We start from the raw sequence: 17,856 nt of genomic DNA, 5'->3' as shown, positions 1-17,856 counted from the left end.
CCTCTGGCAACAGAGAATTTTGTAAATAGAAAAAGGAGCTTAAAGCTCCTTTTTTCTACTCTTTTCTTTCCGGTCTTGGACCTCTGTTATCCCGACGAGGACCTCTGTCTTGTCTTGGACCCCGATCCTGACGGTCGCCTCGGGGACGATCGCTTTGCTGTTCCATCCCTTCGGGTTTCGGAAGCAACACTTTCCGGGAAAGTTTAAACTTACCGGTTTTCGGATCTATATCAATCAATTTCACGCGAACTTTATCGCCTTCTTTCAACACGTCTTCCACGTTCTCAACGCGTTTGTAGTCGATTTCGGAAACGTGCAACAATCCGTCTTTACCGGGCAGGAATTCAACGAAAGCACCGAACGCGGTAATCGTCTTCACGACACCTTCATAAATCTCTCCTACTTCTGGTTTGCTGGCGATAGCCTTGATACGGGCAACAGCGATTGCAATAGAATCTGCATTGCTTGCTGAAATATCCACAATACCCTGGTTACCCACTTCTTCGATAACGATAACAGTACCGGACTTCTCTTGAATATCCTGGATAATCTTTCCTCCGGGACCAATGATAGCACCGATCTGATCTTTGTCCACGGTAAGGGTCACCATACGAGGTGCGTGCGGTTTCAGATCCGGACGAGGCTCGGGCAACGTTTCCTTGATAATATTCATGATATGCAAACGCCCTTGCTTAGCTTGCTCCAGAGCTTTTTCCAGAATCTCGTAAGGAAGCCCGTCTACCTTAATATCCATTTGGGTAGCGGTGATTCCGTCCACGGTTCCGGTTACCTTGAAGTCCATATCTCCCAGGTGGTCTTCATCACCCAAGATATCCGACAACACGGCATATTTTTCATTATCGGTAATCAATCCCATGGCGATACCCGTTACCGGTTTCTTTATCGGGATACCGGCATCCATCAACGCCAAAGTTCCGGCACATACCGTTGCCATGGAAGAAGAACCGTTAGATTCCAATATATCGGAAACGATACGTACCGTGTAAGGATAAGCATCCGGCAACATCCGTTTCAACGCACGGTGAGCCAGGTTTCCGTGACCTATTTCACGACGCCCGACACCTCGGGTAGGTTTTGCCTCACCCGTTGAGAACGGCGGGAAATTATAGTGTAACAAGAATTTCTCTTTTCCTTGTTCCGTGGCTTCGTCGATAATCTTCTCGTCAAGTTTCGTACCTAAAGTAACGGTTGCCAATGCCTGTGTTTCACCGCGGGTGAAGATAGATGACCCGTGAGGTCCGGGTAGAGGACCAGCCTCACACCAGATCGGACGAATTTGCTCGGTAGTACGACCATCCAGACGCAAACCTTCGTCCAAAATCATTCTCCGTACAGCTTCTTTCTCCACGTCGTGATAGTAACGACCGACAAGCGTCTTCTTGGCTTCTCTTTCTTCTTCCGGCAATGATTCGAGATACTCGTCTTTTACCTGAGTAAACAACCTCTCGCGCAAGTGTTTGTCCGCGTTGCATTGACGAGCCATGGCATAAGCCTTGTCGTAGCACTTGTCCCAAATATCTTTGCGAAGTTCCTCGTCATTCACTTCATGACAGTAAACCCGTTTCTCCTTACCCACAGCCTTAGCCAATTCTTCTTGTACCAGGCAATGTTCCTTGATAGCCTCGTGAGCGAAAATGATAGCATCCAACATCTCTTTCTCGGACACCTCGTTCATCTCACCCTCCACCATCATAATGTTCTCGTAAGTAGCGGCAACCATGATATCCAGATCGGCAACAGCCAACTGGCTTCTGGTCGGGTTGATAACCAACTCGCCCTCGATACGGGCTACACGCACTTCCGATATAGGTCCGTGGAACGGAATATCACTCACGGCAATAGCCGCCGAAGCTGCCAACCCTGCCAAGCAATCCGGCATGGTCTCCGCATCACCGGAATACAACGTTACCTGCACGAAAGTTTCGGCATGATAATCATCCGGAAACAACGGGCGCAAGGCACGGTCGATCAAACGGGATACCAGAATCTCGTAGTCGGAAGTTTTTCCTTCTCTGCGGGTAAATCCCCCGGGGAAACGTCCCAAAGAAGCAAATTTTTCTTTGTAATCCACGGACAACGGCATAAAGTCCACGTCCGGACCGGCATCTTGTGCCGAAACAACTGTCGCCAGAAGCATCGTATCGCCCATTTTCAGCATAACAGCCCCATCGGCTTGCTTGGCGAGCTTTCCGGTTTCTAGCGTAATTACCCTGCCATCTTTTAGGGTAATGCTCTTTTCAATAATGTTCATAGAAATAATAATACTGTTAAAATATAAAACATTTTAACGGAATTCTTTAAGATAAAAGGAGGAGGAGGGGAGGATCAAATAACAAGACGACCCGGACAACCGGGTCGCCAGTATGTAAATTACTTACGTAAGTTCAATGCTTTCACGATAGCACGATATCTCTCGATATCTCTCTTCTTCATGTAATCAAGCAACGCTCTACGTTTTCCAACCAATTTAATCAAAGATCTTTGAGTTGCGAAATCTTTGTGGTTTTTCTTCAAATGCTCAGTCAAATGAGCGATACGGTAGGAAAATAAAGCTACTTGTGACTCAACAGAGCCGGTATCTTTATTAGACTTCCCGTACTGTGAAAAAAGTTCTTCTTTCTTTTCTGATGTCAAATACATGATGTACAGTTCTTTAATTTTAAAATTTATTTTAACGCCGCAAAGATATACTTTATTCCGACATGAAACAATCTTTTCCATCCCTTTTTGTATTTTTGTACGCAAAATTACAACGACATGATTAGACTAGGGAAAATACTCGCGTACTCAATATTCTTCCTTCTTCCGGCGCTCGCGGTCGGGCAAAAAGCCAAGATCGATTTCGAGAAAACTGTTCTCGAAGCGGGCTTAGTGCAAGAAACCGGGGGAAAAATCACGTACCATTTCAAATTCGTGAATAAAGGCAAAGCACCATTATTGATAAAATACGTGGAAACCACCTGCGGATGCACCGTGCCGAAATGGAACCGCCGCCCGATCATGCCCCGGGACAGCGGGGTAATTTCCGTGGTTTTTAACCCGAAAGACCGCCCCGGCACGTTCTCCAAGAAAATCGTCGTGTACACCAACGGCACCCCGCCCAATCACGTTTTAAAACTAAACGGGAAGGTCGTGGGCAAACCCGTCAATGTGGAAAAAGAATACCCGTTCCCGGCAGGAGAACTCCGTTTTAACACCGACACCATTTATTTAAGCCGACTAAAAATAAAACAACAAATCGTGAACATGGTCAACACCGGCAAAAAAGCCATATCCATCGTATCGATCATCAAACCCGATTACATCGAAACGGACTACACCCCCTTCACCTTAGAGAAAGGCATGATCGGCAACCTCATCATCCGCTACATCGGCAACGGAAATACGACATTCTCCCCCGCCGACCGCATTGTAATCCGCACCAACCAAGGCGAAAGCTTCACCTTTCCCCTTACCCGTTAAGTTCATCATTTTCAATTTCCAATTATTATGATTTATCCCGAAAATTTTGAGACAAAAATAAAATTCGATAAAATAAGACAGCTTATCAGTGGCAACAGCCTAAGCGACATGGGACGCGAGCTGGTAAACGATATCGCTTTTTCATTCAACGCGGAATGGATACGCACCGCGTTAGCCGAAACGGCTGAATTCATGCGCATCTGCCAGGAAGAAGACGACTTCCCGGTATCTTACTACCACGACGCCCGCCCTTTTCTGGCACGGATAAGAGTGGAAGGATTATTCCTTGAAGTGAACGAACTGGTTATTCTGAAAAACTCTCTGGAATCGTTGAACGCCATCACCCGTTTCTTCAACAACAAACAGGAACAATACCCCCATCTGGTAGCACGTACCGGAGATATTCGGGTATTTCCTTACATCCTGCAACGCCTGGATGCCATCGTGTCCAAGTTCGGCACGATAAAAGACTCCGCCTCCCCCGCCCTGGGAAATATACGGCACAGCATCGTGAAAAAACAATCCGGCATATCCCGCCGTATGCAATCCTTGCTGCAAAAGGCACAGGAAGAAGGCTGGGCGGACAAGGACACGAACATCTCCATCCGCGACGGCAGAATGGTAATCCCCGTCCCCTCGGCTTTCAAGCGGAAAATAAACGGTATCGTGCACGATGAATCGATGACCGGGAAAACCTCATTCATCGAACCCGCGGAAATTATTGAAACGAACAATGAAATCCGGGAATTGCAACTGGAAGAAAAGCGGGAAATCACCCGTATTCTCCGCCAGTTTGCCGATGACCTGCGCCCTTATATCGACGACTTGATCCCGGCTTACGACTTCATGGCTTTCGTGGACTTCGTGCGTTCCAAAGCCTTATTCGCGCTTCGGGTGAATGCCATTGTTCCCGTTTTTGAAGACCGTCCCGAGATGCTATGGTTCAAGGCAAAACACCCGCTTCTATACCTTAGTTTAAAGGCAAACGGCAAAGAAGTCATACCTCTGGATATGGAAATCAACGAGGATCAACGTATCGTGCTGATCTCCGGACCTAACGCCGGGGGAAAATCCGTTTGCCTGCAAACCGCCGGACTATTACAATATATGTTCCAGTGCGGCATCCCCGTGCCGGTAGAGGAATCGAGTAAATTCGGCATTTTCCGGAAGATACTCATCGACATGGGTGACGAACAATCTCTCGAGAACGACTTGAGTACTTACAGTTCACACCTGCTCAACATGAAAAACTTCGTGCGTTACGCCTCGGACGATACCTTAATCCTAATCGACGAATTCGGCACAGGAACGGAACCCATGTTGGGAGGAGCCATAGCGGAAGCTATCTTGAACGCCTTGAACCAAAATAACGTGAAAGGAGTCATCACGACCCACTACACGAACTTGAAACATTTCGCTTCATCCGCGCCAGGCATAGTGAACGGCGCCATGCTGTACGATTCCCATCAGATGCTCCCCTTGTTCCAGCTGGAAATCGGGAAACCGGGTTCCTCCTTCGCCTTCGAGATCGCCAAGAAAATCGGCCTTCCGAAAGAGATACTGGACGATGCCGCCAGCAAGATCGGGGAAGACCGGGTAAATTTCGACAAACATTTGAAAGAGATACTCCGGGACAAACGTTACTGGGAAGAAAAGCGGAAACGCATTCACGACAACGAGAAACGCCTTGAAGAAGTACTCGAACGCTACAAGAAAGAACTGGACGATGCCTCCAAGTTAAGGAAAGAAATCATCAAAGAGGCACAGGAAAAAGCAAAAGAGATCATCTCCGGCGCCAATAGTTCGATCGAGAGAACCATACGGGAAATCAAAGAAAGTCAAGCGGAAAAAGAACAGACAAAACTTGCCAAAGCCGCTTTCGAAGAAGACAAACGACGCCTGCTGGCAGACGAGCAAGGCAAAGAAGAACGCCTGCAAAAGAAAATAGAGAAACTGAAAAAACGGGAAAAGAAACGGCAGGAACGAGGTCAACGCACGCGTACCGAACTTTCGGAACAAGAGCAGCAATCCCCGAAAACTCCCACCTTCAGCAAAGGAGATCTCGTGCAACTGGACAATAAAGCCATCGGCGAAATCATCGAGCTCAACGAGAAGAGTGCCGTAATCGCCTTGGGCGGGCTAATGACAAACGTGAAGATCGAACGCTTGACGAAAGTTTCCAGCAGCATGGCGAAAAAAGCCATGCAAAACAAACCGCAACGAAGTTCCTCGCCTTACCTGGAAAATATCAGCCAAAAACGTATGAACTTCAAGCCGGAAATCGATGTCCGCGGTCTGCGGGGTGACGAGGCTCTCATGAAAGTGGCAGAATTCATTGACACGGCTGTCATGCTTAACATGAAAGACCTACGCATTCTCCACGGCACGGGCACGGGAATCCTCCGCCAGATCATCCGGGATTACTTGAACGCGAACCCCGTGGTCGGTCATTGCGGCGACGAACACGTGCAGATGGGAGGGGCAGGAATCACGGTAGTCAAACTTGACATCTAAACATTATGCGAGTTCGAGATAAGAAAAAGTTCTATAAAAGTTGGTAATTTCTCTCGGGCAACTCCTCTGCCGATCAACCCTCGGTCTATGGCTTCCTTACCTCATGAACGAATCATAAACAAATCATGAACGTAGCAAAATCGACGGTTGACGTTCATGCTACGTTGGTGCTTCGAGCATATATGGTTCATGCCATAAAGTAACGGTAGCTCACGGGGGAAGCAAAGGTTTAAGGCGATACCCGGAGCAGTCAATACATTTTAATCCGGTCTCTTATTCTGAATTCGCATAAAACGCCCTTGTTTATCCGCAATAACCTCTGGAATACAAACAATTTTTACCAAACGAATCAGTGATTGCCCCCTTTTTTCTTTTCAAACATCTTCTGTATGAGCCGGTCATATTCCACATCATCCACTTCCATCTCCAACATGATTTTCCGTTTTACCGTTCCTCCTTTTACTTCATCTGCGTAACATGCCCCGATAACTTTATTCTCCTCCCTCAACTTCTCCGAGAACAAACGAAACAGATCGACATTCAACACCATGCAAATCTGAAACAACAAATCTGTATCAATATATTGACGCTTAAAAAGATTATACACCAACGTCCTCTCTTTATTAATCATACGAGCGAACTGACTGGTACTCAAACCACTTTTCTCGAATTCTTGCCTTATTATCTCTCCTATATCTAATTTCATGGAAACAAAATTACGAGAATTCTGTTGACAAAAAATTTAAAAAACACAAGATACTCCAACAAAAATGTAGAATATAATTTGTAATTGTAAATTATATACCATACTTTTGTGGCAAAAGTACAACACATCGTTTGTTAATGTAGTAAATGAACTATAGAATTATTCAATGTTTAATAAAAAAAGTGTTATGAGAAAAATTGGTTTACTAGTTGTTTTAATAACTATGGTTATGTTCTCTTGCGTGGACAACAAAGAATCTGCAGCAGTAGAACAAATTCGTACGGCAAAAACTGCATGGTTGCAAGCTCAAGCCGATATGATGAAAGCACAAGGCGAAGCACAAAAAATCTTAGCCGAAACGGAGAAACTAAAAGCGGAAAACGACGCCAAAAACGAGGCTGCGCGTATTGAAATCGAACGTTTATTGGCAGAAGCACAAGCCGCAAAGGATGAAGGGGAAGCCGCTGTATTAAAAGCAAAAGCAGAAAAAATAAAAGCGGAAATGGAAATGGCTAACGAACGGTTTGAAGATGAAATGAGGCAGGCTCAACTTGCATACGAGTTAGCTGTATTAAAAAATGACGTTGAAAAAATCAAATTACAAAAGAAACTGGCTGAGTTACAAGCAGACTTAGATTTGAATCCCGCTCTTAGAAAATTATACAAAGAATACGCTACCGCCATTGATGAGTTAGCTGGCTTAAATGGTAAAGTTCTAGAACTAAACGAAAAAATTTGGAACAAGGAAAATGAAGTTAATGAGAAGGTTTATGATAAATTCATTGCTGATATTGACGAGCTAGAGAAAAAAATAGCCAAGAGCAAAGAAGAGCTAAAAGAAGCTGAAGCAATTGGAGGTTTAAGCTACGAGGCTGCTAGTGCTAAAATCAAAGAACTTAAAGACAAATTACCCGAGTTGATAAGTACGATCGATGCTGAAAACGCTAAAATGATCGAAAACTATGACAAATATGTGGAATTAAAAAACAATTTGGCTGAAGTGAAAAAACCGCTTCGTAAAGCAAACAAAGAATTAAAAGATGCCAAAGCTGCTTTAGATGAAGCTACAAATGCAAACTCCGATGACGCAATTAAAGCATTAAAAGCAAAAGGATATAGTGCCGTTCCACAATCTTACTTGGCTGTAGAAAAAGACATCGAAAAACATGCAGCCGAGATTGAAAATAAACTTGAAGCGTTAAACGAAGCGACAAAAGCACTGGAGGATAGTACCAAAATAATCGCCAGCGTTGAAGAAGCCAAATTCAAAACTTTAGAGAAATACACTCCGCTTAACAACGAATTAGAGAAAAACAATAAAACAATCCAAGAGAACACTATCAAACTTGATAAAGCACAAGGATTAATTGACGGAACAAATAATAACGGCTTACAAAGCATCTTTGACAAAGCAGAGGCAGAACAAACAGAAGCAGACAATCTACTTAAAAAACTCCAAGATGAACTCAAAGGATTAACAAGCGGCACTCCGGCATACGCAAATAAAGAACTTGAAATTGAAGTGCAAAAAGGATTGTGTACAACCAAAGCAGAAGCTACCAAAACTGCAAAAGAGAAACTTGATGCACAAAAATCAATCGTCAAGGCAATGAACGAAGCTAACAAAAAACTCAATGATCGTAATACCGCTATTGATAAAGAATTGATTGGTCTAAATATTACGCTCAATGGTGATGGTGCAAAAGTAGAAGGTTTAGTAAATAGATTAGATCGTTTGACCAACGGTATTGTAGAAGGAATGGGTCAGTATTGGATAGCTCAATACGATGCAAAAGTTGCACATGAAAGAGCTATTGAGCAATACAACGACCTTAACGAGTTATACACGGAAGCAACAACGGATCACGAAGCCTTAGTCGCTGCAGCTCAAAAAGAAGTTGATGCAAAAATAGCTGCCGTTGAGGAAGCTAAAGAACCTGTTATTGCCGCACGAGAAGCTATTGCCGAATGCAACTACACTATAGCCAAAACAGCTAAAGAAGAAGCTGAAAGCAAGCATGAGGAAATCACTAAAAAAATCCAGATGTATGAATTCGGTGTAAATGGGGAACTTGAAGAGCTAAATACTGAAATTAAAAATCTAAAGGAAGCTATTGCAGATGATGAAGCTTCTCTTAAAGAAGCAAACGAAAAACTGGCTGCATTCAACGAATTAACTCCTGAAGAACAAGAAATTGAATTAAATATTTACTACTTAGAAATCATAGAAGAAATTAAAAAAGAGATCGCAAATTTAAAAATAGCCATTGAAGGAAAACAGGCTGAAATCGAACAAATTCAAAAACTTATCGAAGCTCAACAAGCAACTGAATAAGTGAATTATAACATTTTTCATCGGGCGCTTTACGCCCGATGAAAACCAAACACAACTTTAATATGTTTAAAAGAGTATTGACATTTGCTATTATCATGACGGGTTCGGTACTGCTGGCGACCGCACAAGAGAAGCAGGAGAACTTCACCCCGAAGAAAGGCGACAAGGCGGTTTCCTTGAACTTGGGCGTGGGTTCTTTTGTCGGCATGGAAGCCCCGGCACCGGATTTAAGCAGCTACAATATCTCCGCCCCTCAAACCAGTTGGTTTGACAAACAATTATCCCTGAACTTCGAGTTCAAATGGATGTTCGCGGAGAAATGGGCATTAAAAGCGATGGGAGGATTCTCGTTCAAGCACAATCCCGAGTACAAAGCAGTTCCCGGTAGCAGTACCGAGGGGAAATTTGAAGAAGGAGATATCCCAGATTACAAATTCGTCACCTCGAAAGATAATATGAAGTATTCCGTGATTCTAGGAGCGGAACGGTACGTGAAAACAAAATACAACAAGTTATTTTTCCGTTACGGGGGAGAATTCGGATTCTCCTACGGGAAACAAGAGGCAAAAGCCGATGACGAATCTTACTTGGGCAAATCCATCGGGGAAGCGTTCGGTTACCGGGTGGCAGGAGTGACCGGTTTCGATTATTTCGTTTCAAAAGCATTTTTCATTTCAATCGAAATACGCCCGCTGGCTTACGACTACTCGGTATACAATATCCGCCCTCAAGTCGGACTGAAATTACTGTCTTCTGACAGGCATGGGATCGACTTTTTGTCCAACCCAATGCTGAAAATAGGATTTAAATTTTAATAAATCATATTTTGCAACCAGAACGTACGGGATTCTATCCCGGGAGAAGTAGAGGATGCTTTGGCATCCTCTCTCTTTTCATAAAAAAACGCCATTAGGAAAATAGCAACAATCGGGCTCTAAACCGGTAACAAAAACTATACTTCACGAATCGAGGAAACTCTTAAGCAAAAATAAATCTCCCATTTATAAAAAACGGTCTATTATTTGTATTTCTAAATTAAATATCATAGTTTTGCACCGTACGAGTGTTTAGCCTAGTCTATGAATCATATTATGTATAGATCCCTTTCTAGAGTGTGATATAGGAAGAGAACTTCATAATTTTAAGATATTGAAAGAAGCAACCAGCTCGGAGAGGCCGGACAACTCTTCGAGATATTGAAAGGAATACCAAGCGTATTCCTTTCTCCTTTTAAGGTCATTTTATACTTTAAGACGTTTGTGCTAGTCTTCAGATGGAAGATTCCCCATGAATTTCCGCTAAAGACACGGTGAAGATAGGGAACAAACTCCTTTCAAACTCCTTTCAAAGACCTTCGGGAAGGTTTTTAAAAAGAGTTTGCAAGGAAAGTAATATGAACGTGTCAACTTACAAGATTATATATTCCATTTGATTTGTATGGTTAAATATTCTAATCGTGCATAATTATTTTCCGCTTTTGCATAATTATAGTGGTGATTTATAAGGTTTATCATTCTTTATGTCGTATTTTTGCAGGGTAATCAAAAAAACCAATTTATGTCTAAGATTATTGAGGTAAATGTTCAATCCGAAATCGGAAAACTGAATGGAGTTATTCTCCATACACCAGGCGAGGAGGTAGAAAACATGACTCCCGAAAACGCTGAGAGGGCACTCTATAGCGACATTTTAAATTTATCTATTGCACGAAAAGAATACAAGCAACTCAGTGAGGTGCTGGGTAAGATCACGAATACCTACCAAGTAAAAGACCTCCTGACGAACATTTTAAAGAACGACGCGACCAAGCTGGAAGTGCTCAATCGCATCGAAAAAATAGAACCTTTTATCGCGGAACAAACTCCCAAAGGATCAATCAAAGATCAACTATTGGATGAAGATGCAGAAGATTTGGCTCGTCTGCTAATTGAAGGGGTAGAAATGAAACGCGACACGTTGACCAAATTCTTGAACAAAGACTGGTATGACTTGCGCCCGTTGCACAATTTCTTCTTCACCCGCGACGCCTCCATGAGTATGTACAACGAGGTACTCATCGGTCGCATGGCAAATGCCGTACGCGATCGTGAAGCCGTGATTATGCAGTCTATCTTCGACTTTACCCCCGGGTTCAAAACCAAAACTCTCAATTTAAACACGACAAACGACCCCACCCGCAAATTAACCGTCGAGGGTGGTGACGTATTGATCGCCCGTGACGATATTCTGGTTATTGGGAACGGGGTTCGTACCTCTACCCGTGGTATTGACGCATTGATGTACAATTTCATCAAACGGAACGAGGATAAAGTACAACATATCCTAGTACAGGAGTTACCTCATTCACCGGAATCGTTCATCCACCTGGATATGGTGTTCACCTTCCTAGATAAAGACAAATGTATGGTCTACGAGCCCTTAATCATGAGCCCGGGCAATTACCAGACCGTGCATATCAAGATACAACACGGAAAACTCATCAGCATTCGCAGAGAAAAGACGTTGTTGCACGCCTTGAAGAAATTGGGCATGGACTTGGAACCCGTGTATTGTGGTGGCGAGGACGAAACATGGAACATGGAACGGGAACAATGGCACAGCGGTGCAAACTTCTTCTGCGTTGCCCCGGGTAAAGTGATCGGGTACGCCCGCAACAACTATACCGTGGAAGCAATGAATAACGCCGGATTTGAAATCATCCGCGCGTGCGACGTCATCAGCAATAAAGTAGACTTGAAAAATTACGATAAATACATGCTCACCATCGAAGGTTCCGAACTCCCCCGCGGAGGTGGCGGTGCCAGATGCATGACCATGCCCATCAACCGGGATGAAGTCGAATGGTAAAAAATAAGAAAGCCTCCGTTCCGGAGGCTTTCTTATTTTTCCCCGGTATACAAACTGGCAATCCCGAACGTCAGCCGTTGCTGGGAAACCTTCGCGTAACCGGCACGACGCATGATTTCCAAGAATCTCTCGCCTTGGGGAAAAGCAAAAACCGAGGCAGGCAAATACTCGTACGCCTTACGGTTGCCGGAAATGATTCCTCCCACGAAGGGTAGGATATGCTTGAAATAAAAATTGTATAACTGCTTCATCGGGAAACGCTCCGGCGTGGAAAATTCCAGGATAACCACCTTCCCACCCGGCCGCAACACCCGGAACATCTCCGTCAGCCCCCGTTCCAGATGTTCGAAATTACGAACCCCGAAAGCGACGGTCACGGCATCAAACGTACCATTCCCGAACGTCAGGTTCTCGCTGTCCCCGTACTGGAAATCCAATCGGTCTTCCAATCCTTTATTCTTTGCTTTTTCCCGGGCAACTACTAGCATATTCTCGGAAATATCCGCACCGATAACCCGTTTCACGCCATGCTTCAACGCCTCGATTGAAAAATCACCCGTACCGCAAGCAATATCCAGCACGAGATCTTTACGCCCGGCACCGACAACTTTCATCGCCTTTTTTCGCCAACGTTTGTCAATACCCATAGATAACAGGTGATTCAACAAATCATACTTGGGAGCGATCCCGTTGAACATCTCCTGTACCTTTTCTTTCTTTGCCATGATCTCTACATTTATTTCGAGGCGAAAATAATCATTTTTTAGCTTCGAATGCAATAACCTCCCGATATACCTTGTCTAACATTTGCAAGAAAGCCTTCAACTCCCGGTACTCTTCCGGCAAATACACTTGCTTATCTATTGTCAACGTGAACGATACAATAATCTTTCCCATGTTTTCCATGGCTTGAAAACGCAACAAAGCACCATTCTGATGGATTCGCATCTCTATTGCCTCCGGCAACACGGCAACGTATCCCTTGGGAACTTCCATCTCCACGTGGCTGCTTCTGACGACCTTTACCGGAAATACCACTCGTTTCCCCGAGAAATCCGGCACTGCCACGGGATGCAATATTCCCTCCGTCAACAAAGGTTGTACCTCCACTTTCCGGGAATCGCCCGTTTCCTTCTGCAGGGCAAATTCCTTAGAAACAATATTGGAGGCTGCATCATACTTGAATTTCGTGAAACTCCATCCCGGGAAAAGTGATTTCACTTCCGATTTCTGTCCCAGTTCACCGATTTCGGCTACCCTATCCAAAGTCCGCACCGCCGCATACTCTTTCTCCACGATTCCCACTTTATGTTTTACTTTATTCCCGCTCACTTTAATTAGCGTCGAAACAAGCACTTGGTCTTTCCCGACACTCGTGAGGTCAATCATCTTTCCCCCTTCTTCATTCACGAGCCAGCCCAACCGATTCAGGCAACGCTCCGGCAGCAACCCGACAGGAGTCCTTGCCGTGGCATCGCACAAGAGAAACGATCCCTCCACCTCTACCATACACACCACATAATTGAAATCCCCGAACTTCGGCTCCCGGGCGGGAATTTCCCCCTCTCCCCTCGTGTTCAGAATAACAGGAAAAGCATCAAACCCGCATTGCCGGAACAACGAGCATAGAATCAAATTAATATCCGCCACACTTCCCTCCTTTTCCTGCAAAGTCTGCCGCAAATCCTTCGTCGGCAGGATGCCGTAAGTACCGTCCCATACCAATATTCCTTGAATATGCTGGAATATCGTGATAAACTGTGTCAACACGTTCTGTCCTATCACGATAGAGGTCATGTCCGTGGGAAAATTTCCCCGTTTGATAAACTTCCAGAAATGATCTGTTTCCAGAAGTTCCCGGTTCAATTTCTCGTAATCCTTGTTTTCCGCTTGCTGAGCCTTACTGATCCCGACACCCAACGCGAGGAATAAAACACATACAACAATTCTTTTCATCCCGATTTTTTTAAAATGATCCGATCTTTATATCACCCCGCCGTATTCTCTCAATAACGAAGTAAATATATTAAACTTATCCCGTTTTTCAAATTCTCCTTCCCATAAAAACTCATTCATTTTTAACCAATACCATCCGACTGCGGTCAGCCAATTGCACCTTCGTGATAAAATCCTTGAATTTATCGTAGTCCGTTCTCGGGTAAGTACCCTTTTTCAGACAAAACCGCCTCGTGATGAAAATCTCCTCTCCTTGAACCCTTACCGCCAACCGATAATCTCCAAACGGGGTTTCCAAAGATAGCGGGGCAATACCCCCTTCCTCCCGATACCCCTCGGGGATCGTGACCCGCACGGTATCCTCCTGAATATAAGGGTACCGCACCATGATCGGGGAAAAACGTTCCTTCCCCGTCAATTTGATATACGCGATATTCGAGAACCGGCAGGGAGTCAGGAACAATCTTCCCATCGACATCGTGGCAAATCCCCGAAGTTGCCCCTTTATCTCGTATCCCGTCCGCGGCACCTCATCCCCGGACAGAGGCATAAAACGGTAATCCTTCAACTCTAAATTCCCGAAACCGGAGTGATCCTGTATCCACTTCCTTTTTTCGTCCTCCGACTTATTTAATAAATGTACAAAACCGTCATTCTCGATCTCCAATCCCGAATAATCACGACAAAAATCCATCTCCGCATCCCCGGAAGCAAACAGACGCACGTCTACCTTCGTCTTCTGCACGTTATCATTTTCCCCGTACCTCCGGGTACGTATCAGATGCCCGCCATCCTCCCCGACCAACAAACCGTAACGGTCGGAAGTAAACGTGCCCATGTACCCCATGGGCGAAAACTGTGAGGTACATTCCAACCAGATTGTATCCCGTTCAAGGGGCACGGTGACGATCACGTGATTGAAACGTGACGTGGGAAAATCTTTCGGTATCTCGTCCATATCGCTACCGGCACGGATTAACGTGTAAAAAGCCGGAATCCCCACCGCCCTCAACAAGGCACACGTGTAAAAGGATAACGCTTTACAATCCCCGAACTTATTCTGATGCACGTGTGACGCGGCGAACGGCTGCCATCCCCCGATACCCAGCTGCACACTCACGTAACGGGTATTTTTCTGGACATAGCGGTACACGGCTCTCACCTTATCCCTGTCCGAGGGCAAGACATCACATTCCTTCTTAATTTCTGCCACCTGCTCCGGTCGCAGGTCATCTTTTCCTGTGCAAAGCATATAAGCCCACATCCCGTATTTCTCCCAACTCTCCATGCTTCCCTTGTACCCGCCAATCTCGAAATTCACGGGAGCCAGGTAGACCACGGGCAACACGTCCTCCTTGTTCCCGTTGAAAGGTTCCATCGTGACAGATTTCACATCCCGCACGTCCCATGTATAACGAAATCCATTCCCTTCCGCCTCTTTCCGGGGTTCCTCCACGTTCCCGTTCCGGTAACGGAATCCCACGTTCTGCGGGTCGGACACGATGAAAGTAGAACTCTTTATCCCTTGCTTCTCGTCGCCCATCGGGCTCCAGACAGGATAAAACAAAGAACCTTTATCATCGATCCGGTACTCCACATCCAAGATATAAGGATAACGCCCGTGCACCACGTCCAGATACTTTACCCGCGAATCGGAAGAAACGGAAGCGTAATCAACCACCATATCACGACAATCCTTTAAACTATAACGCCGGATCACTTTCCCGTCCTGCCCCGTTATCGTCACCTTCAAGGACACCACCTTCGTGAATTTATCGTAATGCAAAGTTATCTTATTCAAGTCTTTCGCAAAATCATTCAATATCATAACTTTGTATTTACGCTCCAGGCGGGATTCTTTCGTATTCAATATCGTGAAGTGCATGACGTCGCTTATCACGTACTCGTTCAATCCCTCGTACTCCTTTTGCGCGATAGCAGAAAGGCTTACACACAAAAGCCATAAAACCGATACCGCGAATCTCATCCCTGTTTCTTTTTTAGTACAATCATAGTTTTCGCTAACTTAACGTATTCATCAAAGAAAGTTTTTAACTCCGGGTATTCCCGGGGAGTGTACATCAATTTTTTCATCACGAACGACACGGTAAGGGTGATACGTCCCGAACCTTCCAAAGCCTGAAAAGTAAATAAAGCCCCCTTGCTACTCAATAAAAAAGCCAATCCTTCCGGTAGCGGCTCGGGTTCGTATCCCTCGGGAACAAGTATCGTCACTGAAATCGTTTCCCTGCTGTGGAACGGGAAATCCACGATAGCGGAACGATTATCCCGTTTGAAAAGAGGTTCCGACGCCAAACCATACAAGAAAGGTTGTATATACAACACATCTGCGTCCCCGCAAGGTCTTTCCAATTTAAATCGTTGATTGACTTGATCCCTGTCTGCATCATATTTAAAATCCGAGAAACTCCATTCCGTGTACCGGTCACGCAATTTATCTTCAAACTTTTCTTTCCCTTCCTTCAAATATCTTTCCGATACCGCCAACGCGGCGTACTCCTTGTCTTGCGCCTGTATCTCTACTTCTATCTTTCCGTCTTTCACCTGAAAGGTCGAATACACCGCGCAAACATTCCCCCCGTGTCCTTTCAAGGGCATCATATTTCCTCCCGAGGCAGAAACGAGCCAGCCATCCCCATTCAGACACCGCGGTGGCAACAACCCGAAAGGAACACGGGCAGTTGCATCCGCGTAATATAATTCATCCCCAATTCTCACCACGGAAACGACATAATCAAAATCTTCAAAACTCGGATAAGTGGGGTGCACGGTACCGTTCCCGCGGGTGCTCAATATCAACGGGTCAGCCTCCAACCCGTGCGCACGGAACAATGACGTCAGCGCCAGATTAATATCTGCCACCCCGCCTTCTTTATCCCGCAAGCATTCCCGCCACGTTTTCGATTGCATAAAACCATATTTCCGGTTCCACGCAACGGTCGACTTCATCCATTCAAAAAGATAATCCGCCTTTTCCAAATCACCCATTCCCGCCACTTTTTCCGACAACTCTTTCGGGAAATTACCCCGGTTTGCCGCTTTCCCGAAATATTCATTTTCCAGTAACTTCTTGTTCAATTGCGCGTATGACCCGGCTATCTGCTGAATCACCTGCCCCGGAATATCGATATTTACCAATTGAAATTCCATCCGCAAAGGCAAATCACAAGGGTTACTCACGAAGGGTTCGTCCTCCACCGGGGGAAGATCTTTCACGATTAACTTCGTGCGGCGGCTCCGGAGTGTTTCGTCCCCAATAAGATCGGAAACCCAACTTTCCTTGCGTTCCACCTCGTGCATATTTCCCAGCATCCGGGTCTGAAAGAAGAAATATTCCGGGATCGTGTAAGTCAATTCATTGTAACAAGTCGGAATATCCGCTTGGAATATCCACGATTCCAAATTCGTGAAATAAGAAGATTCTTTCATGAAACTATACTCAACGACGGAACCTTTCTTCACGTTAGGCAATACAAAACTCATCTCCACCCAATGCTCGTTCAAACGATTACTAAAAATATTCGATTTCTCCAATTTCGTCTTGACTATATTACCATTTTCCAGATTATAAGTAAATCCGCTCAAATAACTTACTTTCTCCCGTGGTCCGGACAGATTATTTTCGGGAGAATATAGCATGATCTTCACGTTAGCCACATCTTTCTTGTCGTCATCCAACACTTTTATCCTCACCCCTTCGCTATAACGATAAAACAGCCTGCTTTTATCCATCTGAAAATCAATCTCTCCCACTTTCGTCAGGATCACGGCTTTCGCTTCCGGATAAAAATCACATTTATCTACATTCAATTCCTTTTTCGTGATAGGTTTAAATTTAATCTTCTCCGCCTCCACCCCGGAGAATACAAAAAGAAAAAACAAAATAATTAGAATCTCCCTTTTCATAATCATTCATTTAAGTTTGCAGCAGACGTAAAAATATTAAATTTATTCTAATTTTCAAACATTCGCCTGAAAAATATCGGCTTACCGC

At 44.8% G+C, this 17,856-nt stretch carries 12 protein-coding genes; 5 read left to right on the top strand and 7 right to left on the bottom strand.

Annotated elements, in window-relative coordinates; all coding sequences use genetic code 11:
- Positions 1–55: 55 nt before the first annotated feature.
- Both pnp and rpsO read right to left on the bottom strand, forming a co-directional pair.
- Positions 56–2,272 (bottom strand): polyribonucleotide nucleotidyltransferase, encoded by a 2,217-nt coding sequence (gene pnp, locus BN8899_RS13350; RefSeq protein ID WP_018337048.1) that lies wholly within the window; start codon positions 2,270–2,272, stop codon positions 56–58.
- A gap of 119 nt (positions 2,273–2,391) precedes the next feature.
- A complete protein-coding gene (rpsO, locus tag BN8899_RS13345) occupies positions 2,392–2,661 on the bottom strand; it encodes a 30S ribosomal protein S15 (RefSeq protein WP_027200975.1) in 270 nt (89 codons plus the stop codon).
- Positions 2,662–2,778: 117 nt separating this feature from the next.
- On the opposite strand from rpsO, the gene BN8899_RS13340 reads away from it, so the two are divergent.
- Positions 2,779–3,483, top strand: coding sequence for a DUF1573 domain-containing protein (locus BN8899_RS13340; RefSeq protein WP_065219802.1), 705 nt, complete (start codon positions 2,779–2,781; stop codon positions 3,481–3,483).
- 27 nt (positions 3,484–3,510) lie between these two features.
- Positions 3,511–5,997 carry an endonuclease MutS2 gene (locus BN8899_RS13335; RefSeq protein ID WP_018337051.1) on the top strand — a complete coding sequence of 829 codons (2,487 nt, stop codon included), beginning with the start codon at positions 3,511–3,513 and terminating at the stop codon, positions 5,995–5,997.
- Positions 5,998–6,346: 349 nt separating this feature from the next.
- Here BN8899_RS13335 and BN8899_RS13330 read toward each other — a convergent pair whose 3' ends face one another.
- Positions 6,347–6,703 (bottom strand): helix-turn-helix domain-containing protein, encoded by a 357-nt coding sequence (locus tag BN8899_RS13330; RefSeq protein ID WP_065219801.1) that lies wholly within the window; start codon positions 6,701–6,703, stop codon positions 6,347–6,349.
- Between the two features lie 187 nt (positions 6,704–6,890).
- Here BN8899_RS13330 and BN8899_RS13325 point away from each other — a divergent pair, with 187 nt between their 5' ends.
- From BN8899_RS13325 to BN8899_RS13315, 3 genes are all read left to right on the top strand, one after another.
- Positions 6,891–9,038 (top strand): hypothetical protein, encoded by a 2,148-nt coding sequence (locus BN8899_RS13325; RefSeq protein WP_065219800.1) that lies wholly within the window; start codon positions 6,891–6,893, stop codon positions 9,036–9,038.
- 62 nt (positions 9,039–9,100) lie between these two features.
- Positions 9,101–9,853 (top strand): BT1926 family outer membrane beta-barrel protein, encoded by a 753-nt coding sequence (locus tag BN8899_RS13320; RefSeq protein ID WP_231932350.1) that lies wholly within the window; start codon positions 9,101–9,103, stop codon positions 9,851–9,853.
- A 742-nt stretch (positions 9,854–10,595) separates the two neighbouring features.
- Positions 10,596–11,885 carry an arginine deiminase gene (locus tag BN8899_RS13315; RefSeq protein WP_065219798.1) on the top strand — a complete coding sequence of 430 codons (1,290 nt, stop codon included), beginning with the start codon at positions 10,596–10,598 and terminating at the stop codon, positions 11,883–11,885.
- 32 nt (positions 11,886–11,917) lie between these two features.
- On the opposite strand, the gene ubiE is transcribed toward BN8899_RS13315, so the two are convergent.
- The 4 genes from ubiE to BN8899_RS13295 form a co-directional block, all read right to left on the bottom strand.
- Positions 11,918–12,610 carry a bifunctional demethylmenaquinone methyltransferase/2-methoxy-6-polyprenyl-1,4-benzoquinol methylase UbiE gene (ubiE, locus tag BN8899_RS13310; protein ID WP_065220726.1) on the bottom strand — a complete coding sequence of 231 codons (693 nt, stop codon included), beginning with the start codon at positions 12,608–12,610 and terminating at the stop codon, positions 11,918–11,920.
- Positions 12,611–12,641: 31 nt separating this feature from the next.
- Positions 12,642–13,841, bottom strand: coding sequence for a hypothetical protein (locus BN8899_RS13305; RefSeq protein WP_065219797.1), 1,200 nt, complete (start codon positions 13,839–13,841; stop codon positions 12,642–12,644).
- Between the two features lie 112 nt (positions 13,842–13,953).
- Positions 13,954–15,828 carry a DUF3857 domain-containing protein gene (locus BN8899_RS13300; RefSeq protein ID WP_065219796.1) on the bottom strand — a complete coding sequence of 625 codons (1,875 nt, stop codon included), beginning with the start codon at positions 15,826–15,828 and terminating at the stop codon, positions 13,954–13,956.
- Positions 15,825–17,768 carry a DUF3857 domain-containing protein gene (locus tag BN8899_RS13295; RefSeq protein WP_187376905.1) on the bottom strand — a complete coding sequence of 648 codons (1,944 nt, stop codon included), beginning with the start codon at positions 17,766–17,768 and terminating at the stop codon, positions 15,825–15,827. The genes BN8899_RS13300 and BN8899_RS13295 overlap by 4 nt, the downstream gene beginning before the upstream one ends.
- Between the last annotated feature and the right edge of the window lie 88 nt (positions 17,769–17,856).

The organism is Butyricimonas sp. Marseille-P2440, from assembly GCF_900091675.1.
In the GTDB taxonomy this organism is placed as follows: Bacteria; Bacteroidota; Bacteroidia; order Bacteroidales; family Marinifilaceae; genus Butyricimonas; species Butyricimonas synergistica.
Note: the sequence above shows the minus strand (reverse complement) of the source record. Positions and strands in the feature narration are given on the sequence as shown.

What these genes read in the sequence shown, in the direction of transcription:
- BN8899_RS13305 (WP_065219797.1), bottom strand. Translation starts at nt 13,841, where the DNA reads ATGAAAAGAATTGTTGTATGTGTTTTATTCCTCGCGTTGGGTGTCGGG.
- BN8899_RS13330 (WP_065219801.1), bottom strand. Translation starts at nt 6,703, where the DNA reads ATGAAATTAGATATAGGAGAGATAATAAGGCAAGAATTCGAGAAAAGT.
- pnp (WP_018337048.1), bottom strand. Translation starts at nt 2,272, where the DNA reads ATGAACATTATTGAAAAGAGCATTACCCTAAAAGATGGCAGGGTAATT.
- BN8899_RS13325 (WP_065219800.1), top strand. Translation starts at nt 6,891, where the DNA reads ATGAGAAAAATTGGTTTACTAGTTGTTTTAATAACTATGGTTATGTTC.
- ubiE (WP_065220726.1), bottom strand. Translation starts at nt 12,610, where the DNA reads ATGGCAAAGAAAGAAAAGGTACAGGAGATGTTCAACGGGATCGCTCCC.
- BN8899_RS13300 (WP_065219796.1), bottom strand. Translation starts at nt 15,828, where the DNA reads ATGAGATTCGCGGTATCGGTTTTATGGCTTTTGTGTGTAAGCCTTTCT.
- BN8899_RS13315 (WP_065219798.1), top strand. Translation starts at nt 10,596, where the DNA reads ATGTCTAAGATTATTGAGGTAAATGTTCAATCCGAAATCGGAAAACTG.
- BN8899_RS13335 (WP_018337051.1), top strand. Translation starts at nt 3,511, where the DNA reads ATGATTTATCCCGAAAATTTTGAGACAAAAATAAAATTCGATAAAATA.
- BN8899_RS13295 (WP_187376905.1), bottom strand. Translation starts at nt 17,768, where the DNA reads ATGAAAAGGGAGATTCTAATTATTTTGTTTTTTCTTTTTGTATTCTCC.
- BN8899_RS13320 (WP_231932350.1), top strand. Translation starts at nt 9,101, where the DNA reads ATGTTTAAAAGAGTATTGACATTTGCTATTATCATGACGGGTTCGGTA.
- rpsO (WP_027200975.1), bottom strand. Translation starts at nt 2,661, where the DNA reads ATGTATTTGACATCAGAAAAGAAAGAAGAACTTTTTTCACAGTACGGG.
- BN8899_RS13340 (WP_065219802.1), top strand. Translation starts at nt 2,779, where the DNA reads ATGATTAGACTAGGGAAAATACTCGCGTACTCAATATTCTTCCTTCTT.